We start from the raw sequence: 21,595 nt of genomic DNA, 5'->3' as shown, positions 1-21,595 counted from the left end.
GGGGGCTTAAAGATGAAGTTAAGTATTCTGGATCAATCGCCGATTTCATCCAATCAAACAGCTCAAGAGGCTTTAAAGGATTCGTTGAAGTTAGCACAAGTTGGAGAGGCGTTAGGGTATACTCGCTATTGGGTTACGGAACATCATGATTTACCTGGCTTAGCAAGTTCGGTTCCAGAAGTGATTTTAAGTTATATTGGAGCAAATACTAGTACAATTCGAATCGGCTCGGGAGCTGTGTTATTGCCTCATTATAAACCGTTCAAAGTGGCAGAAATTTATAATACACTTGCTACATTATTTCCTAATCGTATCGATGTAGGTATAGGACGTGCACCGGGAGGATCAGCTGAAGCAACCAATGCTTTATCGGATAATTATTTGCAAAATGTTTATAAGATGCCTAGTTTAGTGAAGGATTTACTGCATTTCCTAGATGATGATTTTCCTGCTGAACACGAGTACTCGAAAATTTCCGCGTCTCCCATTCCGTTAGTAGCACCAGTTCCATGGCTTCTAGGGACTAGTAAAAAAAGTGCTTTGCTCGCTGCAGAAAATGGGATGGCCTATACATTTGGGCAATTTATGAGTGACAATGATGGACCGTCCATTATTCAGGAATATCTAGATGCTTTCACTCCTCGGAAACAAGGACAAACAGCGCAAGTGATGATAACTGTTTCTGTTATTTGTGCAGAAACAACGGATAAAGCGAATGAGTTATTGTTAAGTTCGCTTATATGGGAATTGCAGAAAGCAAAAGGGGAAGGGCACAAAGGTATTCCATCTATTGAAGAGGCAAAGCAATATAAATGGGATGACCGAGAAAAAGTTACACTTGATAATATGAAAGAGAATATAATCAGCGGTAATCCACAGGAAGTAAAAGAGAAATTAATCGACTTGCAAGCTTCCTATAAAGCAGATGAAATTATGCTTAGTACCATTACATATTCTGCTGAAGCCAGAAGAAACTCCTATAGACTAATAGCAAATGAATTACTTATTAATGATTAACCAGGGACAGCGCACACCCTAGGTTAAGTTAAACACATGAAGATGTATTGCCAAATGATGATGAAAATGCCCGTGAAGTTTATAAACTTCACGGGCATTTTTTCGTTAGTTGAGTTAGTATATTGCTGTAAATTAAATAATAGTGTATGATACCTAGTATAAGATAGTGTACGACACATAGTATACGGTAGTGAGGTGAAACATGGAAAAATTGTTAAGTTCATTAATAACTGAGTTACGTAGAGGAACATTGACACTTGCTGTATTGAGCCAGCTAAGAACACCTCAATATGGATACTCTTTGGTGCAATTACTAGAAAAGTCGAGTGTTTCTATTGAGCAAAGCACTTTATACCCTTTGCTACGGCGCTTAGAAAAACAGGAATTAGTCGAGAGCAGCTGGGATACAACGGAAAGTAGACCGAGAAAGTATTATGTATTAAGCGAATATGGAATTGAAATTTTGGAGCAGTTAAAAGCCGAATGGGAAAAATCTACGAAGGAACTTCAAAACTTATTAAAAGGAGATGTTGAAAATGAACCTGATTGATATATATATACAGGAAGTGACACGCAGACTTCCTGAAAAAAGTCGTGATGATATTGCACTTGAATTAAGGTCAACTATTGAAGATATGCTCCCAGAAAAATACGCAGAGAAAGAAGTAAAAGAGGTTCTAGGAAATCTAGGAAACCCAGCATCACTTGCTAGTGAATACTCAGATCGACCGATGTATTTAATAGGTCCTAGATACTTTGATACGTACATGACTCTTTTGAAAATCGTGATACCAATCGTGGCGATACTCGCATTTTTAGTTATTGTTGTGGAAAATGTCATTTCTTATAGTGGGGAAGAAGACATTGTTAACGGAATTATTAATGTAATCATTTTGATCCTAGGTCATGGTATTTGGGGTATGTTCAGTGCAGCAATGGAGACATTCTTTTGGATTACGCTCGTTTTTGCCATTTTGGAACGCAAGGATACTTCAAAAAGCAAATCACCACTCACACCGGGTTGGACAGAATGGACACCTGATGATTTAAAAAGCATATCGCTTATTTCGAAAGAGAAGAAAATTTCCACTGGAGATATATTTGGTCACCTGTTGTGGATTGCTATTTTTATTTCAGTTTACTTTAATGCTGGTCATTTACTAGGTGTTTATGAAAAAGTACAAGGCAAAATAGAATTAATCACCCCTACATTTAATCAGGAAGTATTACATTCGTATTGGCTAATTGTAATAGTTGCGTTAATAATAGAAATTGCTTTTGTATTTTATAAACTCATCCTTCGTCAATGGACATCTAAATTGGCAATTATGAATACGGTAAGAAATATAGTTTCTACCATAGTATTTATCATCGTTATTAGTAATGATCAACTTATAAATGAAGAATTCTATATGTATTTAGAGGATTTGTGGCAGTTATCATTTGAGCTTAAAAACTTATTTATCATCATTTTAATTGTATTTTGGTTATTTTTAAGCATTCTAGATATCGTACAAGGATTTAGAAAAGCAAATACGAAATAACAGGAATGTGGTTATTTGTAGTAACGCTCACATAAGTAAGGAACATTCACGTAGCGACAACTAGCTACAGGCATCCATCTATAAGGATGCTTTTTTTCTTTGTCCTACATGGATTACTGCTTACTTTTTTGTGAAGAACAAGGAGAATTAAAAAAAGGTGTGCGTTATTCCAGTTAAAAATAGCATCTAAGACCCCGCGTTTCAAACCTTCAAATTATTATATTTGGAGGTTTTTTTGATGGAACGTTATTTAAGGGGAAATACATTTCATAAAGATAATATTGTTAAAGCTTAAAAAGCAACTGGAGATATTTATTATTAAAAATTATCTAAAAATATATATTGACAGGAGTTTAAAATAACATTAAATTTAAATGAGAATGATAATCAGTCTTATTTCATTGCATATAATTATATTTACGTATTAATAGAAATTATACTTTTTAATAAGAGTTGATAATTTTATAGAAGAGGAAGGGTTACATATGCAAAACAAGAAATCTTTATTACTAATGCTTGCAATGGCTTTTTTTGCAGTTTTAGTATTAGTAGGATGTTCAGATGATTCAACAACTGAAGAAGTAGATAAAAAGGATTCAGATACTTCAACTGAAACAGCAGCAGAAACAGAATACCCAATGACAATTAAACACGCTTTAGGAGAGGCAGTACTTGAAAGCAAACCCGAGCGTATTGTAACTATACAATGGGCAAACCATGATATCTCTTTAGCGCTTGGTGTTGTGCCAGTTGGTTTTTCAGCAGCAAACTTTGGCGTTCAAGATGATAGTGGTTTACTACCATGGACAAAAGAAAAATTAGATGAACTTGGGGCTACAGATCCAAACGTGTTTCAAGATACAGATGGGTTAGATTTTGAAGCAATTTCAGATGCAAATCCAGACGTAATCCTTGCTGCATACTCAGGTATTACAGAAGAAGAATATGAAACATTAACACAAATTGCACCAGTTGTAGCATATCCAACATCAGCATGGACTACTACATGGCGCGAGCAGGTTGAATTGAATGCGGCAGGTATGGGGATGAAAGAAGAAGGCGAACAACTGATTAAAGATACGGAAAATTTAATCGCTGAAAAATTAAGCGCTTATCCACAAATCGAAGGTAAAAAAGTTGTTTGGGTGAATTTCTCTGCGCAGGATTTATCGCAATTACACATTTATACACCAGTGGATTCACGTGTAGCATTTTTAGAAGAATTAGGGCTAACGGCTCCTGAAAGTATTTCATCATTAATCACAGATCCAAAAAGTTATTCGTTAAACTTGAGTGCGGAAAATGTAGAAGCGTTGTTTGATGCAGATATTATCGTAGGATATGGTGATGAGGAATTATACAATACCATTAAAGCAGATCCTTTACTTGGTAAAATTCCGGCTGTTGAAAGAGGTTCTGTAGCATTTATCACAAGTGATACACCATTAGTAGCTGCAGGAACTCCAAACCCACTTTCAATCGCGTATACGATTGACGAGTATTTAGAACTCATCGGAGGAGCTATAGACAAGATCAATGAATAGCACCACTGATTCCAAAAAGAAGCAATTAGATTTACATTTGCCAAAGCATTTTACGCTCATTTTGGTGATTGCAATCATCTTGTTGATTGTTAGCATCGTCTCCTCGCTTATGTTAGGGGCAAGAGTTGTAAGTTATCAAGAGCTGATGGACGGCTTATTTTATACAAACCAAGATTCTTATGGAGCCAACGTAGTGCGCAAACGAATTTCCCGCACGGTCTTTAGTTTGTGCTGTGGTGTTGCTTTAGGAATTGCAGGTGTGTTGATGCAAGCCGTAACACGTAATCCATTAGCAGACCCTAGTATTTTAGGGGTGAACACAGGTGCCACGTTATTTGTTGTAATAGGTATTACACTTTTTAACATCACAACAGCAGGGGAATATATTTGGTTAGCTTTAATCGGAGCGAGCATTACAGCAGTTTTCGTGTTTGGAATTGGTTCCATGGGGCGTGGTGGTGCTACGCCTATTAAGTTACTCCTAGCAGGAGCTGCAACTAGTGCAGCTCTTTCTTCGCTTGTCACCGCAATTATTATTCCAAGCGCTTATGCTCAGGATCAGTTTAGATTTTGGCAGGTGGGAAGCGTTGGATCAGGAAATTGGGATTCTATCAAGATTTTCCTCCCGTTTCTTATCGTTGGGCTTTTAATAGCGTTTATTTCCGCACCTGCTTTAAATGCATTAGCCTTAGGGGATGATGTTGCGACTAGTTTAGGAGTACGCCCTGGTATATTACGTGCTTTTGCCATCATTGCCGGAGTTGTTTTGTGTGGAGCTGCTACTGCTTTAGCAGGTCCAATTGGATTTATCGGTCTGTTGGCAACACACGCTATGCGTTTTGTTATTGGACCAGATTTACGCTTTTTAATACCGATGTCGGCATTAGCAGGGGCCATCATTTTGACGTTTTCAGATGTTGTTGGCCGACTGATTGCTAGTCCAGGAGAGCTTGAAGTTGGTATTCTAACTGCGTTTATTGGTGCACCTATACTTATCATATTAGCTAAGAAATCGAAAGTGCGGTCATTATGAAAAATCAATCTGTTGAAGTTAATTTTATTATGCAAGGGATGCGTCAGAGAAGACTGCGATGGCTTTTTGTTACGACGCTCCTCGTCATTTTAGCTGTAGTACTTAGTTCTGCTATGTTGCTGCTCGGCAATACAATTTATCCAGTACATATTGTTGTGCGGACCCTATTGGGCGAAGAGATTTCTGGAGCCAATTTTGCGGTGAATACAATTCGACTTCCACGAATGCTCGCAGGGGTATTTGCAGGATTTGCTTTTGGTGTTGGAGGCTATGTCTTCCAAACGATGCTGCGAAATCCATTAGCAAATCCAAATATTTTGGGGATTACATCGGGCTCAAGTGTAGCAGCAGTATTTTGTATAACTGTATTGCATACGAGCAACTCGACTATATCTATTGCAGCCGTCATTGGTGGTTTAGCAACGGTAATTGTTATGTATTTATTAGCTCGCGGGGGAACATTTTCCATCGGTCGCATAATCATTATCGGTATTGCGATTCAAGCTATGTTAGATGCTGTCATTTCTTTTTTACTCCTGAAGAGTGCTCAACAAGATATAGCTGGAGCAATCAGATGGCTTGGAGGCAGTTTGAATGGCTCCAAGATGAGTGAGTTGCCTCCATTAATAATCGTTGTATTACTTTTCACGCCAATAATTATTATATTTGGGAAGCAATTAGGCATTTTAGAGCTTGGTGAGCAAATGGCTTCTTCCCTAGGTGTTTCAACCGATAGACTACGGATTATTCTAATAGTCAGTTCTGTCTTTATGATTGCAATTGCTACAGCAACAACGGGACCAATTGCTTTTGTATCATTTTTAGCAGGGCCAATCGCAAATCGACTAGTTGGTGTTAGCTCATCTAATATTCTTCCAGCAGGGTTAGTAGGGGTCAATCTTGTTCTAATTGCCGATCTTATTGGACAATTTGCATTTGAGTATAGATTTCCTGTAGGTGTTATCACAGGATTACTAGGGGCACCATACTTAATATATTTACTAATCCGTATGAACCAAAAAGGAGAATTGTAATGGGGAACACACACAGTTTTCGAGCCGATAAATTGTTTTCCGGCTATGACAATAAAACAATTATTCAAGGAATTGACCTTGAAATACCTAAAAATAAAATAAGTGTAATTATTGGTGCAAATGGTTGTGGAAAATCTACACTTCTTAAAACGATAGCAAAGCTCATAAAGCCAACAGAAGGTGATGTAACGCTTGACGGAAAAGCGATAAACAAATACCCACCTAAGCAATTAGCACGGATATTAGGTATTCTTCCGCAATCACCTGTTGTACCGGAAGGAATTACAGTTGCCGATTTAGTTGGAAGAGGAAGGTTTCCACATCAATCCTTGTTTAGTGGATGGTCTATGAAGGACTATGAGGCAGTTGAGGAAGCAATGGATTTTATGAACATCACGGAGTTTGCTAATCTTGATATTGACGAGCTATCCGGTGGTCAAAGGCAGCGAGTTTGGATAGCCATGGCTCTTGCACAGCAAACGGATATTTTACTACTAGATGAACCAACAACATTTCTAGATATCACCTATCAAGTAGAAATTTTAGATTTACTAACAAGCCTTAATGAAAAATATGGGACTACCATCGTTATGGTGCTGCATGATATCAACCTATCTGCTCGTTATGCAGATTATATCTTTGCGCTCCATAAAGGTGAGCTTGTCGCAGAAGGAAAACCTTCGGACATCATAACAAGTGACTTAGTAAAATCTATTTTTGACTTGAATTGTGTTGTGATCCAAGATCCAATTTCCGATACACCTTTAGTTATACCTAAAGGCCGCTACCATGTAAAAAGTTAAATTTACGAGTGAACAGTCCTTATGACGATGTTTTGTTCATCCTCATTTTCGAAATGATGTAATTTAAATATAAGTGAGAAGACCAGAAGAACTAACTTCTGGTCTTTTTTGTTTTCTTAATGATTCATCAATTTTAAAGGTTATCTATTAAATGAATTGACGAGGTCAATAATCATCCTATACAATAGTAAATGAAAGTGATTCTCATTATCATTTAATTTCCGCTTTAAGATAATACAAAGAACCGTATTGTATGAACAAGGTCTTTCAGTGCAAACCAATAACGAGGGAGGAACATCTTATGAATGAAAATTTTATAATACTAGAAATGTTTCAGCATGAAGTAAGCTGTTGCTGTCCAGGACAAAAGCATAAACATATAATTGAGTTCCATCCAAGTGATGTATGGACGATAATAGATGAGCAAAAGTACGATGATTCTCTTAGGTGGCATTTTTTGGTGACTGTTAATGGAGAGTTTCAATTTCTTATTCAAGTGGATGATATTGAAGAGCTTAGTAACGAAGGCAGAATTTGCTCCCTTATGGATTTAGAGTTAAAAATGATGCATTTGAATTTTAAAGTGAATGAATCACTCGATCAACATGATGAGGAGGCATTTACTTTGTTTGCAAATGAACTAAGCAATGTGCAGAAGATCATGGAAAATGGATATTCCTCTTTAGGTATAGAAGCTTAACCAATCCTCCCGTGAAGGAAAATTTTTTATACATTGTTACATATTATTACCGGAACATGAAAGAGAATGTATTGTTAATGTAAATTAACATATCCAATATTTGCTAATAATAATTACCTCCGTTATGGCAATCATAATTTTTGGAGGTGAAGAACAATGGCAAACAACAATAACAATAACGTTCCGAATGCAGCTCAAACAAATGCAGAAGAAGTTAGAAAGCAAAATGCTCAAGCAAATCAAAAAGCGCAACAAAATGGACAAGGTGCTTCACAAAACAAGTTTGAATTTGGATCAGAATTTGGGGTATCCTCAGAACGTCAAACAAATGCCCAAGAAGTGAGACAACAAAATGCTCAAGCAAATCAAAAAGCAGGACAAGCTGGATCTCAAAACATGTCTAGCGAATTTGGATCAGAATTTGGCGTATCAAAAGAACGTCAAACAAATGCCCAAGAAGTGAGACAACAAAATGCTCAAGCAAATCAAAAAGCAGGACAAGCTGGATCTCAAAACATGTCTAGCGAATTTGGATCGGAATTTGGCGTATCAAAAGAGCGTCAAACAAATGTGCAAGAAGTGAAACAACAAAATGCTCAAGCTAACAGTAAAGCACAACAAAACGCAAATAATTTTAAGAAATAATATATAACTAAAATTTTGATGGGAGCCTAAACACTCCCGTCATTTTTTATTGGTTTAAAAATACCTGGTTTACAAAAGAAGCTCAAAAAGTTGTAACAAAAAATAACAATGCAAGATTCTAAAAATTTGTGCTAAAATAAAATATCAGTCTACTTAAAGTTAAAATAAGTACATATTATTTTAATGGGGAAATTGAATTTTGTATTTCTTTCTAAAGGGAGAAAACTATGGGGGATAGTATGATGAAGAATTTATTAGCTAAATGGAATCAAATGAGTTTAGTAAAAAGGATTGTTATCGGTATTATTGTCGGTGTTATCTTAGCTTTAGCCGTTCCAACTGGCGCAAGTTGGATTTCTATTTTTGGCTCTTTGTTTGTCGGAGCATTAAAAGCAGTTGCGCCGATATTAGTATTATTTATAGTAATGCACGCAATTGCTGTACATAAGAGTGGTAAAAAGACGAATATGAAATCAATTCTTGGCCTTTATGCTATTGGTACATTACTTGCCGGAGCAGTGGCTGTAGTAGCAAGTTTTCTATTCCCAGTTACACTAACGCTTACAACAGGAGTAGAAGAACTAACTCCCCCTGAAGGTATTGCTGAAGTTATTGAGACCTTACTATTTAACCTAGTTGCTAATCCAATTGATGCAGTAGTAAATGCTAACTATTTAGGGATATTAATGTGGGCGATTGTTCTTGGCTTTGCACTAAAAAATGCAAATCAACATACAAAAGATATGTTAGGTAATTTTTCGGATGCTATCACTAAAATAGTACAATGGGTGATCAATTTAGCACCACTTGGTATTATGGGGCTTGTATTTGATGCAATTGTAACAAGTGGTCTTTCGGCTTTAGCTGATTATGGTAGATTACTATTAATATTAGTTGGGTGTATGGTGTTTATCGCACTTGTAGTGAATCCAATAATTGTGTATATCTATACGAGAAAAAATCCTTATCCAATTGTTCTAATGGTTTTAAGAGAAAGTGGTATTACGGCGTTCTTTACACGTAGTTCCGCAGCAAATATTCCAGTAAATATGAAACTATGTGAAAAACTTGGATTAGATGAGGATACTTATGCAGTATCAATTCCTCTAGGTGCTACTATTAACATGGCTGGCGCAGCAGTGACTATTGCTGTTCTAACTCTAGCAACTGTAAATACATTAGGTGTTGAAGTAGATTTTGTGACTGCTCTTATGCTTATTGTCGTTGCAGCTGTCTCTGCAGCAGGTGCATCAGGTGTTGCAGGGGGATCATTGCTACTTATCCCATTAGCATGTAATTTATTTGGCATTCCAAATGACATTGCTATGCAAGTAGTTGGGGTTGGGTTTATCATTGGTGTTATACAAGATTCTTGCGAAACTGCTTTGAATTCTTCATCTGATGTATTGTTCACGGCTACAGCTCAGCATGCGAAAGAGCGTAGAGAAGGTAAAACTAAAGTAGTTAGTGTGAATTCTTAAAACTATATAATTAAATCTAAAAAGCCACGATTACCGAGAATAATTCGGTAATCGTGGCTTTTAAATATTAATACATTTATTTTACTTCTTTAAATCCTTGACTTTCTAATATTTCAAGAGACTTTTTCATACTCACTCCATTATCTTTAGGATCTTCGGTAAACTCCATCCCCGGTAAGCTCTTTATGTCATCGTATTCTGCAACCTCGTAATCTATAGTTAACGTTTCAATAGCTTTCGTATCCTCATACTCTAGTTTATGTGTTATTCCATCAATGTCTTGAAATTGTTCTACAAGTGGAGCAAAAAGCTCTTGTGCTTCTTCTTTGGAAGGAATACCCGCTAAATCATATTGGATAATGTTTTCGGTCGATTGTTTAGTAACTTTATCGCCTTTAGTTGTGTATACCATGGTGGTAATAACACCATTTTGTTCTAATTCAAATGTTCTAGTAGACTCACTTCCACATGCCGTTAAAAATAGAGCTAAAACCATAGTAATTAGAGATCCAGTTAATTTTTTCATTGTTACACTCCTCGTGTATGTATAATTTTAGTATAAAATTTTAAATACCATTATTAACCATAATATGATGCCAAAAAGAAAGCAGAACAAATTTTTTTAAATAGCCTTTCTAGAAAAATGAAAATGATATAAATAATAATGTTTAATTTCCCAGCAGTTAACATCTCCTTTTTTCTTAGTTTCTCTTAAATTGGTTTTAATACCCTTCTATTCACCTAAACTTTTTTTAGTTTATGAGTAAAAAATACCCTATAAATGGTATCTTAAACTTTTTTTGTTGTATTTTTGTAAAAATAAAAAGCTTAAAAATGTTATTCTACGCCTTTTTTTGAGGCGATATAAATAATTTTTTGAGAGGTGAATTCTAATGATAGCGTATATAGTGTTACAAAATAGTGAACGCTTACATAAAATATACTTTTACTTTCTCTACTTGCAAACATTGTATTTGGACATCAGGAATAATGAAGGTATACTTAATAAGTAAGTGAGAAGGTTGTCAGACGTTCAACCTTATAAGAATACATCTTTGTGGAGGCATACAATGAATTATATAATCTCAATCGTGGGCTTAATTGTTGTTCTGGGACTTGCTTGGGTTGCAAGTAGCAATCGTAAAGGAATTAAAATCAGACCAATTATCCAGATGCTTATCTTGCAATTAGTTTTGTCTTTTATATTACTGAATACTAAGTTTGGATTAATTGTTATTGAGGGGATTGCAGCCGTATTTACAAAATTGCTAGATTTTGCGAATGAAGGAATCAGCTTTGTATTTGGTGGCATTGCGAATGAAGGACAAGCTCCTTTCTTCTTAAATGTTTTACTTCCAATCGTCTTCATATCAATGCTAATTGGTATTCTACAGTATATTAAAGTTCTTCCTTTCATTATGAAGTGGTTGGGCTGGGGAATAAGTAAAGTAAACGGCATGGGTAAATTAGAGTCATACAATGGGGTAGCATCTGCTATTGTTGGCCAATCGGAAGTATTTATCACGGTGAAAAAGCAGCTTGGACAATTATCGTCTCAACGTCTGTATACACTATGTGCATCAGCGATGTCTACCGTATCGATGTCTATTGTTGGGGCTTATATGACAATGGTGGAACCGAGATATGTCGTGACGGCTATCGTGGTTAATCTATTTGGTGGATTCATCATTGCTTCTATTATTAATCCATACAAGGTCACTGAAGAAGAAGATATCCTCGTTGTTCAAGAAGAAAAACAGAGCTTCTTTGAAATGTTGGGCGAATATATTATGGATGGATTTAAGGTTGCAATCGTAGTAGCGGCGATGTTAATCGGATTCGTTGCACTTATGGCAGGAGTAAATACCTTATTTGATATGGTATTAGGAATTTCATTCCAAGAAATAATTGGATATATCTTTGCTCCATTTGCAATTTTAATGGGTATTCCTGTTTCAGAGTCAGTAACAGCTGGTGGTATTATGGCTACCAAACTAGTTACAAACGAATTTGTAGCGATGCTTTCATTAAATGATTTAGCATCAAATCTAAGTGAACGATCAATCGGAATCATTTCTGTGTTCCTTGTTTCTTTTGCAAACTTCTCTTCCATTGGGATTATTTCTGGTGCTGTAAAAGGTCTTCATGAAAAACAAGGTAACGTTGTAGCACGAATGGGCTTGAAACTGTTATACGGAGCAACATTAGTAAGTGTATTAACAGCGATTATTGTAAGTTTTATCTTATAAATAAAAAGGGTCATACAAGATTTCAAAAAATTAATCTTATAAAGAATGAGATAAAAACCTCCTAATCAATTGTGATTAGGAGGTTTTTGTTTTAATTATTAGTCATATTGACTAATATACTTGTCAAGTTGACGAGTTTTTGTTACGCTATTATGAAGAAAGGGGATTCCTTATGAAAACTCGAATGAGGGAACTAAGGGCACGTGATGGGTTGAACCAAACACAACTTGCAAAGCTTACTAAAGTTTCCAGACAAACAATTAGTTTAATAGAACGAGAAGAACTAATACCATCTTTATTAATTGCTGCTCGAATTGCACGTGTGTTCAATGAACCGGTGGAAAGTATATTTCTAATCGAGGAGGATGAATTATAATGAAAACAGTGATACAAGTACTGCTTTGTGCAGTAATAGGGTTTGTTGTCGCTACACTTATGCTCAATAATTTCACTATAGATCTTATGGAGTATGCCGAAGTTATAGCGATAACTTTAATCGGTATCATTATTATATTGTTAGGTGTTAGCTTAAAATTATATTGGGAAGTAAAAAAACTGTATAACACGGATGCTAAAGGGGATGAAGAAGATGAAGTAGATTTATTGATCTATAAAAAATTTGCAGATTACTCATTTCTAGTTCAGTCTAGTATAGTACTTTCCGTGTTGATCTTGTGTACAACAGTAATTACATTACAGAGTATAGTTTTAACAATCATTGCCATCGCTACTATGATTGTAAGTTATTTGTTCACAATATTCATGACCAACTTAATCCAATTAGTATACCCAGAACGAAATATCCCCAATTTATCTGATTCCAAGTATGCAGAAAAACTGTTAAAAATATCGGATGAAGGTGAAAAACATGTCATGTTAATTGGGTTTTATAAATCCTATAATTTACTGAATGTTGGTCTACTTATTGGTATTGTGCTTTCTACGTTCTATTCCATTTCGACAGATCAATCTCAACTATTCTCTATTATTGTAATGGGTTTAGTATTAGTCATTGTAAATGGGAAGTATTGTTTTTCCATTCGAAATAAATGATTTTAATGTTTAATTCCCTTTAGGGAAAAAGTTTATAATTCCTTCAAAAGAATTACATTAATCTAGGCAATAAAAAAAGCACTACCTCCAAGGAGATAATGCTTTTTTTCTAAAGAATTCTTTGTTCCTAAAGAACTCCTGCGGGTTTGGCACCCATTAATGTCGACTAAATAATAATCGATAGTATCGATGTCAAACTTATTTCTTACTAGAAGATTAGTATAGCACATAAGTATATTAAAAACAACATTTTATTGAAATGTTGTACAAGGAGCCTATAAGTGATGGTATAATAACTCATTGAGGTAGATTTAGGATTCATGAATCTTGTTGAACAGAAGGTTGACGATGCTTCTTCTTATACTTAAATAATATCGCAATCGGAGGTGTCAATATGAATAAAAAATGGACGATAGATGAAATAAGAAATTATGTTAGTAAAAATTCAGAAAGTACATTACTTTCAAAAGAATACGTAGGTTACTCACAAAAACTACTATTCAAATGTTCATGTGGAACGAACTTTGAAAAAACATTTACAAAGTTTAAAGCGAGTAATCAAAAAAAATGCTCTAATTGTCAAGAAGCTAGACCTTCGCGATAAGGTAATGAGGATTATATAATAACAGATAAACAGATCATAGCTGGTTGCTATGGTCTGTTTATTTTCGTTATAATAACTTTATTCTACAGAGGTGTCCTCATTGGAAATCTGTTTAACGCGTTGTTTTCTAGACTTTCTAAAATATAATAATTCATATATACATGGTATTACTATTAATGTTAGCAGGGTAGCCATAGCCAACCCACCAATAACAACAATAGCAAGACTTTGTGATACTAAGCTTCCCGTTTCAGCTTTTTTCAGCAATAGAGGAAGCATTGCACAAATGGTTGCAATAGCTGTCATGAAGATTGGTCTCATTCTCGTAGCGGCTGCCTCTACGAGCGCATCCCGTATAATCATTTTCTGCTCGTTTTGTTTCACGCGATCTAACAGTACGATCGCATTGGTTACAACGATACCTATAAGCATTAATGCACCAAGAAGGGCAGTAATATCTAAGGAAATACGACTGATAAGAATTCCTAAAATAGCGCCTATTGCAGCTAAAGGTAGTGAGCAAAGAATGGCAATAGGAGCTTTGATAGACTTAAAAGTAATGACCATTATTAGGAACACAATTCCAATGGAAACAAGCATGATTAGGAATAAATCTGTAAAATCTTCCGCTTGTTGACTACTTGAACCACCTATTAATACCTCAACATTTTCAGGGATATCCATACCTGTATTGTCCTGGTCCCCGAATATTGCTAAATTAACTGCTGTTGCAATTTCGGAAAGTTTGGAAGGATCAACAGATGCTGTTACTCGAAGGTATGCATCCCCGTCTATATGAATCTGGTTGGTAGAGCGTTCCTCACTTTGTAAAGTCGCAACGGAAGAGACTGGGGCTATTCCTTCATGGGTCATAACAGGAATATCTTTTAGCTCATCGGGTGTTACGGTATCCAGAAGAGGTTCCAGAATTACAGATTTTTGCTTGTCATTTATACTAACTGTTCCTATCGGTGTTTTGTTTAATAGTACTGCTAACTGGGATGCAATTTGTTCTGTATTGCCTTTAGAAGGATCAACTATTAGGGAGTGAACAGTTTTCTTTTCATCTTGGTTAGTCGTAACTTCCTCTACACCCTCTAATCTATCTACCTTCTCTATAATTTCGGTTGCTACCTTCTCTAATTCAAGTATACTTTCTCCGATAATATCAATTGTTATATTTGGACTAGCTCCACCCATCATAAATGAAGCAGTGCTTACTTCAAACTTTGCATCTGAATATTGTTTTTTTTGAATTTCCATTTCTTTCACTAGAAAGTCGGTGTTCTTTTTATCCTCTAGAAAGATGCTGAAAGTTGCTTCTGTGGAAGAACCGACCCAACCATAATGAGCTGCTTCAGGAGGAGAACCAATTTGAGTAAATATGTGTTGAACCTCTTCCTTTGCAAGAATAGAGGATTCCAGTTCAAAAGTTTTTTCCTTCACTATTTCCATCGGTGTATCAATTGGGTAAGCCAGTGTGACAATTACATAGTCAGCGGAAGAACTATCCACAGCTCCTTTAGGAATGACGAAGTAAGCTCCAATAGAACCAACGAAGAGAAGGAGAGAAACCGAAAACACGATCCATTTATGGTTTAAAGACCAAGTAACCAATTTAGGGAAACGAACTGCGGGCTTATGCTCAGGAATCTTAGCGTTCTTCAATAATCCCGCACTCATCAGAGGGACAACTGTCAATGCAACGATTAAAGAGGCGAGTAATGAATAGGTTACGGTTAAAGCAAATGGTAAAAGGAATTCTTGAAGTCCACCATTTAACAAACTCATTGGCAGGAAAACCGCTACTGTTGTTAATGTGGAAGCAGTTATTGCGACTCCTACTTGCTTAGTTGCATCAATAATCATTTGTATAGAGAATTTTTCTGATTGCATTTTGCGGAAAATATTTTCAATGACTACAATACTATCATCTACAAGTCGACCCACTGCAACAGCGACGCCACCTAGAGTTAAGATGTTTAATGTTACGCCGGACCATGATAGTAAGAATAATGTAAAGCAAAGAGACAATGGAATCGATACGATTGTAATAAATGTAGAGCGTATATTTCGTAAAAAGAGCATGATTATAATCGTTGCAAAAAGTGCACCAAGAAGTACCTCTTTTATCATCGTGTGAACAGAATTCTCCACCAAGTCGGAGGAAGAAATATATATAACTGATTCCTGTTGCTCAAACTTTTCATTTATTTCTTTTGTTACTTTTTCAATCTCCTTGCTAATCGTAACCGCGTTGGATTGACTATCTTTTGTAATACTAATATCTAAGCTATCCATCCCATTAAATCGACTAACGAAGTTTGAATCATTCGTTTCCTCAATAGTAGAGATATCTCCCAAAGCTATTTCAGGTGTAATCGGAAGAGCTTTTAATTCATCTAGACTTGTAAGATCTCCGATTACTTTAATATTGCTTGTTTTTCCGTCTATTATTTTTTCACCGATTGTGACAGAAATATTTTGACCTTGAAGAATCCCTACAATGGACTGAAGTGGAATTTGATTTTCGGACAGTTTTTCATCATCAATGACAACAGAAATGACGGAATTGGTTACTCCATATACATCTACGTTAGAGACCCCTTTTATCTCTTGATACATGGACTGTAGTTTGTTTCGTGCAAACTCCTTATTTTCTTCAGTTAAACCCTCTTCAAAGGTAACGGCAATATTAACAATTGGAATCATCGAAGTGTTAAGCTGTGAAATAATCGGCTTAGATATATAGGGAGGCAAGGATATCCCATTTAAAGCATCTTGAACATCTAACTTTGCCTGCTTCATATCATATCCTGCCTCGAAAAACAGATCTACTTTTGAAAATCCATCGCCCGTTGTTGAAAAGACTGACGTTTTGCCATTCAATCCTGTAACTGATCTCTCAATTGGGAGGGTCACCTCAGACTCCATCGTTTTAGAATCAATCCCTTGGCTCATGGAAATAATAGTTACTTGAGGATTATCCGCTGTTGGTAGAAATTCCATAGGCAGTCTAAAATAACTTACAACCCCTATAACTAGTATTAATACAGTTAGTACTGCCACTGCCGCTTTGTTCCCGAAAGCCCATTTTGTAAATAATGACATAGTAAAGTTTCCTCCTAGGTTAATTGCCTGTGAATCAAAATAGAAAAATGCTAAAATCTAAGGCTTTAAGACAATTTATACTGATTTACCAGGTGCGCTCCTTCCTAAGACTGGTTTGATTACCAGTTAATTGTATAAAAGGGGGTAGGATTCTGCATTGAACTTTGGATAGAAATTAGTCTAGGGCTTGAGGTGTAGTAAAACCTAAGTAAGTTACTTTATAGAAAGGATAAAAAGAAGGTATGTTTGAAAACTTCCATACATAGATTAAATGATATGGAAACCGGTTTATAAGAATTTTCAAAAAACTAATTGATTTTATTTTAAATTAGATTATAATGGAAATTGAAAGCGCTTTTATATATAGAAATTTGGTTTATTTCCTATTTTTTTAACCTTTATGGAAACCGGTTTCTATAAATAAGATGATTGTAATGACACCGAAGATGCGGAGCTTGATGGGATTAAATATAAGATGGGAGGGCGGTTTGGAGTAAAGGGGTTTTATTGTATGAATACTAGTAAACTATTAAAATTCAGGGGGAAATCATAATGAAACTAAAAAAACTACTAATCGCTTCATTATCCATATTGTTTGTGTTATTCGTTGCAGCATGTTCCGATTCATCAACTGATGATTCAGGTAAAAAAGCAGATGGCAAGGAACAAGTCACACTTAACTTTTGGATGTTCGGTGCTACTGGTTATGAAGAACTTGTAAAAGAATATGAAAAACAAAATGAAAATATCAAAATTAAAATAAAAACATCAGAAACTGCTGATCATCATAATAACTTATTTACAGCTCTATCTGCTGGTAGTGGGGCACCAGATATAGCAGCACTTGAGCTTGACCAATTGGATCGTTTCCGTGATGCGCAAGATCGTTTTGTGAATTTATACGATATGGGTGCGAAGGATATTAAAGGAGAGTATTTGGACTGGAAATGGGAAATTGCTGAAAATGATAATGGAGAGTTCTTAATGGGTCTTCCAACGGATATTGGTCCAAAAGGCCTTTACTACAGATTAGATATATTTGAAGAAGCGGGATTACCTACAGATCCAGAAGAAGTTTCTGCTTTAATCGCAACTCCAAAAGATTTTAAGGATGCTGCTATAAAAATTAAAGAAAAAACTGGTAAACCAATGGTTGCTAGTATGGAAATGATGTACCGTGCGCAACTAGATGCGTTAGAGGAAAGTTATTTTGACGCAGAAGGAAATTTAATGATAGATGAAAGCGGCAACGGCGTTAAAGAAGCATATGACTTAGCGATCGATATGAATGAGCTTGGTTTAGTCGGAAATTATGCAATGTGGTCCGCTGAATGGGCAAATGGTGTGAATAATGGCGACTTTGCTGTTGAATTAGGAGCTGCTTGGTTCAAAGGGTGGATGGAATCAAATGCGCCTGATGCTGCTGGAAAATTTAGTATTGCTACATTACCGACGGAATACAGTGGAAACTGGGGTGGTTCTTACATTTCAATTCCTAAAGAAACAAAGCATGCAGAAGAAGCATATGAATTTGTAAAATGGCTAGTTTCACCTGAAAATCAATTGAAATCATTCAAGAACAATGGTCTTTTCCCTTCTGCTCCTGCTGTATATGATATGGCTGAATTTAAAGAAGCAAGTGATGAGTATTTTGGTGGACAGTCCACACAAACAGTATTTGCTCAATCTGCACAAAAGATTGGAAAAGTATATAAAGGTAAGGATTATACAAGCGTTCACGATGAAATCCTTGCTGCTTTAGTTAACTCACAGGCTGGTGCTGATCCGGAGAAAGAATGGACGGAAGCGATCGAACGTATTAAAACTAAACTAGATCGCTAAGTTCAGAAAAGGTTTAACATATTCGGCGGGTATAACCGCCGGATATACTCTGTATGTAGGTAGGGGGACGAGTGTATGGTTTCTTTAGATGAAAAACAGCAAAAAAAACGAAGGAAAGGTTTTTCATCCCAAGATATGAAAGAGATGCTTTCAGGGTATTTATATATATCCCCATTCTTTATCATATTTGCGATAATTGGTCTTTATCCGGCAATTTTTAGTTTAATCCTCGCTTTTCAGAAATGGAACGGTATGGGGGAAATGGAGTTTGTCGGGTTAAATAACTTTCAAGTAATACTAAGTGACCCACTATTTTGGAAATCTGTTTATAATACCGTCATCCTTGGACTGATGGGTACTGCTCCTCAGCTCGTAATTGGATTGATACTAGCATTTTTATTGAACCTATCTTATTTACGATTTAAAGCCTTTTTCCGGGTCACAATATTCATGCCATATATCACTTCTATGGTAGCGGTTGCTTTAGTATTTAGTGTGTTTTTTAGTAATAATGAAACAGCGTTAGTGAATTATATTATTGGATTATTTGGTTTTGATCCAGTGAGCTGGAAGACCTCTGAATGGGGTGCGAAAATTGCGATCTCTACGATGGTTTTTTGGCGCTGGCTTGGATACAACACCATTATTTACTTAGCAGGGATGCAAAGTATTCCAAATGAGTTGTATGAAGCATCTAAAATAGACGGCGCTAGCATCTTCCAACAACTTCGATATATTACGATTCCGTTATTAAAACCATTTATAATATTGACTGTCTTCTTTTCGACAGTTGGAGCGATGCAATTGTTTACGGAGCCAACAGTGTTTTTAGGTAACACCGCATTTTCAAGGGATGAAGCAATGACAGTTGTTATGTATTTATATCGAGATGCCTTTAAGTTATCTTCCTTCGGGACAGCATCTGCTGCTGCTATTGTTCTGTTGTTATTCATCGTAGTTGCATCTGCAATTAATATGTTACTGACAAAAAGGCTTGGAAGGGATAGGAGGGAAACATAGATGAAAGGTGATGTTGGTACTAAAAAGTGGGGCATTGGGCGTATAGGAATGTACTTGTTTTTAACGGTAATATCGCTCTTTTCGTTATTCCCTTTTTACTGGATGTTTGTTATGTCAACGAGACATAGCTCTGCATATAATTCGATACCTCCAGCAATGGTTCCAGGTGATCAGTTAAAGGAAAATTTCCAAAAAGTATTAGATATGATTCCATTTTTCCAGTCGATGTTCAATACATTAATCGTTTGTCTTACGGTAACGATTGTCGTGTTACTTATAAGTTCACTAGCTGGTTTTGCATTTTCTAAGCTGAAATTTCCAGGGAAAAATATTCTATTCTTCGCTATATTGTTCACTATCATCATTCCGCCGCAACTTGGATTAATACCACAGTATTTGTTAGTGGCCAAAGCAGGATTATTGGATAATTTATTTGCAGCGATGGTATTATTTTTCCTAAATCCATTAGGAATATTTCTAATGAGACAATATGTGAGCGAATCTGTACCAGATGAATTGATCGAAGCAGCAAGATTAGATGGTTGTTCGATTTTCAGAATATACCGTAGTATTGTATTACCTATCATTTTACCTGCTTTTGCAACACTAGGAATTATTGTGTTCACCTCGGTTTGGGGAGAGTTCTTATGGCAGTTTACGGTGCTTCGAGACCCTGAATCCTATACAATTCAAGTTGCTTTAGCATCATTAAACACTCAATTTAAAGTAGATTTCGGTATGTTGTTATCTGGCGTATTTTGGGCTACAATACCACTTTTAATAGTGTTCTTGTTATTCAATAAACTATTTATATCTAGTATTGCCGAGGGATCGGTTAAATAATTGCGGTCAGCACATGGAATATGAGGGATGTAAAATGACGACTTTAACTATACGTGATATTGCTCAGATGTCGGGCGTCTCTAGGGGGACCGTCTCTAAAGTGATTAACAACTACGATGGTGTAAGTGAACTAACAAAGCGTAAAGTATTAGAGGTTATTGATAAAACTGGCTATCAACCTACTTTTTCTGCACGATCACTTGCAACCAAAAAATCCAGCCTAATCGGACTGATCTATGCAGGGAAGATAAATGTAGAGTTTAACCATCCTTTTTTCAATGAGGTAATTTCATCTTTTCAAAAAACACTTGGTGCGATGGGCTATGATATTATCATTTTTTCCAATGAAATGTTCGATAAGGACAGTGTAGATTATCTTGCAAGGTCGCGGCATTATCGTTTAGATGGCTGTTTGATAATTGCGGGGGAAGAAGTAGAGGAAGCCGTTTCAGAGTTAGATAAAAGTGATATACCTTGTCTAGGGATAGACCTTGAGTTGACTGGGGAAAATTCTAGTTACGTCATGACAGATAACTTTAAAGTATCACAGCTTGCAGTGGAATACCTATATTTGAACTCTATTAGAGATGTTGGTTATATTGCAGGGAAGGACAGCTCTGATATATCGAATCAGCGATTAGAAGGATTTTTGCAGACAATGAGTCAATTTGGGATGACAGCGCAACCACAATGGATTAAACACGGAAACTTTTTTGAATCTAGTGGATACGAAGCAATGGAAATAATACTTCAAGGTGAATCTTTGCCAAAAGCAATTATTGCCGCATCCGATATGATGGCTCTAGGTGCAATGAGAGCGATTAAAGACTATGGACTTCGAATTCCTCAGGATATTCAAGTGCTAGGTTGTGATGATGTAGAGGCTTGTCGTTATATGGAGCCTGCTCTTACTACTATTAAGCAGGATAAACAGAAAATTGGTAGATTGGCAGCGATAAAGTTAAACGATTTGATAAATGGAGTAACAGGTTTAAGGCCGTCACTCGTAGATCCAGAACTAGTAATCAGGAATTCTTCGGGTACCGTAGAAGAGGTAACGAAAAAACGATAA

20 protein-coding genes are annotated in these 21,595 nt (G+C 36.0%); 18 read left to right on the top strand and 2 right to left on the bottom strand.

All coding sequences use genetic code 11. The features are described from left to right. The first annotated feature begins 12 nt into the window (after positions 1-12). From MHI40_RS13925 to sstT, 10 genes are all read left to right on the top strand, one after another. Positions 13-1,017 carry an LLM class flavin-dependent oxidoreductase gene (locus tag MHI40_RS13925; protein WP_340763125.1) on the top strand — a complete coding sequence of 335 codons (1,005 nt, stop codon included), beginning with the start codon at positions 13-15 and terminating at the stop codon, positions 1,015-1,017. Positions 1,018-1,219: 202 nt separating this feature from the next. Continuing rightward, positions 1,220-1,567 carry a PadR family transcriptional regulator gene (locus tag MHI40_RS13920; protein ID WP_093537704.1) on the top strand — a complete coding sequence of 116 codons (348 nt, stop codon included), beginning with the start codon at positions 1,220-1,222 and terminating at the stop codon, positions 1,565-1,567. Beyond that, positions 1,554-2,561, top strand: coding sequence for an HAAS signaling domain-containing protein (locus tag MHI40_RS13915; protein ID WP_340763124.1), 1,008 nt, complete (start codon positions 1,554-1,556; stop codon positions 2,559-2,561). The genes MHI40_RS13920 and MHI40_RS13915 overlap by 14 nt, the downstream gene beginning before the upstream one ends. A 485-nt stretch (positions 2,562-3,046) precedes the next feature. Continuing rightward, a complete protein-coding gene (locus MHI40_RS13910) occupies positions 3,047-4,105 on the top strand; it encodes an iron-siderophore ABC transporter substrate-binding protein (protein WP_340763123.1) in 1,059 nt (352 codons plus the stop codon). Further along, entirely contained in the window at positions 4,098-5,138 is a 1,041-nt protein-coding gene (locus MHI40_RS13905) for a FecCD family ABC transporter permease (protein ID WP_093537707.1), read from the top strand. Before MHI40_RS13910 ends, MHI40_RS13905 begins: the two co-directional genes overlap by 8 nt. Further along, the gene (locus MHI40_RS13900) at positions 5,135-6,172 is read left to right on the top strand and encodes a FecCD family ABC transporter permease (protein WP_340763122.1); all 1,038 of its coding nucleotides are present in this window, start codon (positions 5,135-5,137) and stop codon (positions 6,170-6,172) included. Before MHI40_RS13905 ends, MHI40_RS13900 begins: the two co-directional genes overlap by 4 nt. Continuing rightward, positions 6,172-6,975, top strand: a complete 804-nt coding sequence (locus tag MHI40_RS13895) for an ABC transporter ATP-binding protein (protein ID WP_340763120.1) — start codon at positions 6,172-6,174, stop codon at positions 6,973-6,975. The genes MHI40_RS13900 and MHI40_RS13895 overlap by 1 nt, the downstream gene beginning before the upstream one ends. A gap of 301 nt (positions 6,976-7,276) precedes the next feature. After that, complete coding sequence (locus MHI40_RS13890) at positions 7,277-7,675, top strand: hypothetical protein (protein ID WP_340763119.1); 399 nt, start codon at positions 7,277-7,279, stop codon at positions 7,673-7,675. 156 nt (positions 7,676-7,831) lie between these two features. Further along, positions 7,832-8,320 carry a gamma-type small acid-soluble spore protein gene (locus MHI40_RS13885; protein WP_340763118.1) on the top strand — a complete coding sequence of 163 codons (489 nt, stop codon included), beginning with the start codon at positions 7,832-7,834 and terminating at the stop codon, positions 8,318-8,320. A 242-nt stretch (positions 8,321-8,562) separates the two neighbouring features. Continuing rightward, a complete protein-coding gene (sstT, locus tag MHI40_RS13880; protein WP_340764525.1) occupies positions 8,563-9,801 on the top strand; it encodes a serine/threonine transporter SstT in 1,239 nt (412 codons plus the stop codon). Positions 9,802-9,877: 76 nt separating this feature from the next. Here sstT and MHI40_RS13875 read toward each other — a convergent pair whose 3' ends face one another. Continuing rightward, positions 9,878-10,327 (bottom strand): YehR family lipoprotein, encoded by a 450-nt coding sequence (locus MHI40_RS13875; protein ID WP_340763117.1) that lies wholly within the window; start codon positions 10,325-10,327, stop codon positions 9,878-9,880. A 544-nt stretch (positions 10,328-10,871) separates the two neighbouring features. Here MHI40_RS13875 and MHI40_RS13870 point away from each other — a divergent pair. The 4 genes from MHI40_RS13870 (at position 10,872) to MHI40_RS13855 (ending at position 13,707) form a co-directional block, all read left to right on the top strand. Continuing rightward, positions 10,872-12,050, top strand: coding sequence for a NupC/NupG family nucleoside CNT transporter (locus tag MHI40_RS13870; RefSeq protein ID WP_340763116.1), 1,179 nt, complete (start codon positions 10,872-10,874; stop codon positions 12,048-12,050). A 172-nt stretch (positions 12,051-12,222) separates the two neighbouring features. Then, on the top strand, positions 12,223-12,426 hold the full coding sequence (locus MHI40_RS13865; protein ID WP_093537714.1) for a helix-turn-helix transcriptional regulator: 204 nt from the start codon (positions 12,223-12,225) through the stop codon (positions 12,424-12,426). Continuing rightward, positions 12,426-13,103, top strand: a complete 678-nt coding sequence (locus MHI40_RS13860) for a DUF3169 family protein (protein WP_340763114.1) — start codon at positions 12,426-12,428, stop codon at positions 13,101-13,103. The genes MHI40_RS13865 and MHI40_RS13860 overlap by 1 nt, the downstream gene beginning before the upstream one ends. Before the next feature lie 394 nt (positions 13,104-13,497). Continuing rightward, positions 13,498-13,707 (top strand): hypothetical protein, encoded by a 210-nt coding sequence (locus MHI40_RS13855; RefSeq protein ID WP_093537716.1) that lies wholly within the window; start codon positions 13,498-13,500, stop codon positions 13,705-13,707. A 78-nt stretch (positions 13,708-13,785) separates the two neighbouring features. Here MHI40_RS13855 and MHI40_RS13850 read toward each other — a convergent pair whose 3' ends face one another. Next, on the bottom strand, positions 13,786-16,818 hold the full coding sequence (locus tag MHI40_RS13850) for an efflux RND transporter permease subunit (RefSeq protein WP_340763112.1): 3,033 nt from the start codon (positions 16,816-16,818) through the stop codon (positions 13,786-13,788). Between the two features lie 552 nt (positions 16,819-17,370). Between MHI40_RS13850 and MHI40_RS13845 the strand changes: the two genes are divergently transcribed. The 4 genes from MHI40_RS13845 to MHI40_RS13830 all read left to right on the top strand — a co-directional run bounded on the left by MHI40_RS13845 (position 17,371) and on the right by MHI40_RS13830 (position 21,595). Then, on the top strand, positions 17,371-18,660 hold the full coding sequence (locus tag MHI40_RS13845) for an ABC transporter substrate-binding protein (RefSeq protein ID WP_340763111.1): 1,290 nt from the start codon (positions 17,371-17,373) through the stop codon (positions 18,658-18,660). A 75-nt stretch (positions 18,661-18,735) separates the two neighbouring features. Beyond that, complete coding sequence (locus MHI40_RS13840) at positions 18,736-19,680, top strand: carbohydrate ABC transporter permease (protein ID WP_093537719.1); 945 nt, start codon at positions 18,736-18,738, stop codon at positions 19,678-19,680. Further along, a complete protein-coding gene (locus tag MHI40_RS13835; protein ID WP_093537720.1) occupies positions 19,681-20,523 on the top strand; it encodes a carbohydrate ABC transporter permease in 843 nt (280 codons plus the stop codon). It abuts the gene before it with no gap. Positions 20,524-20,557: 34 nt separating this feature from the next. Continuing rightward, entirely contained in the window at positions 20,558-21,595 is a 1,038-nt protein-coding gene (locus tag MHI40_RS13830) for a LacI family DNA-binding transcriptional regulator (RefSeq protein WP_340763110.1), read from the top strand.

Source organism: Psychrobacillus sp. FSL H8-0510, assembly GCF_038008345.1.
GTDB lineage: Bacteria > Bacillota > Bacilli > Bacillales_A > Planococcaceae > Psychrobacillus > Psychrobacillus psychrotolerans.
This window is presented reverse-complemented; position numbering and strand designations above follow the sequence as displayed.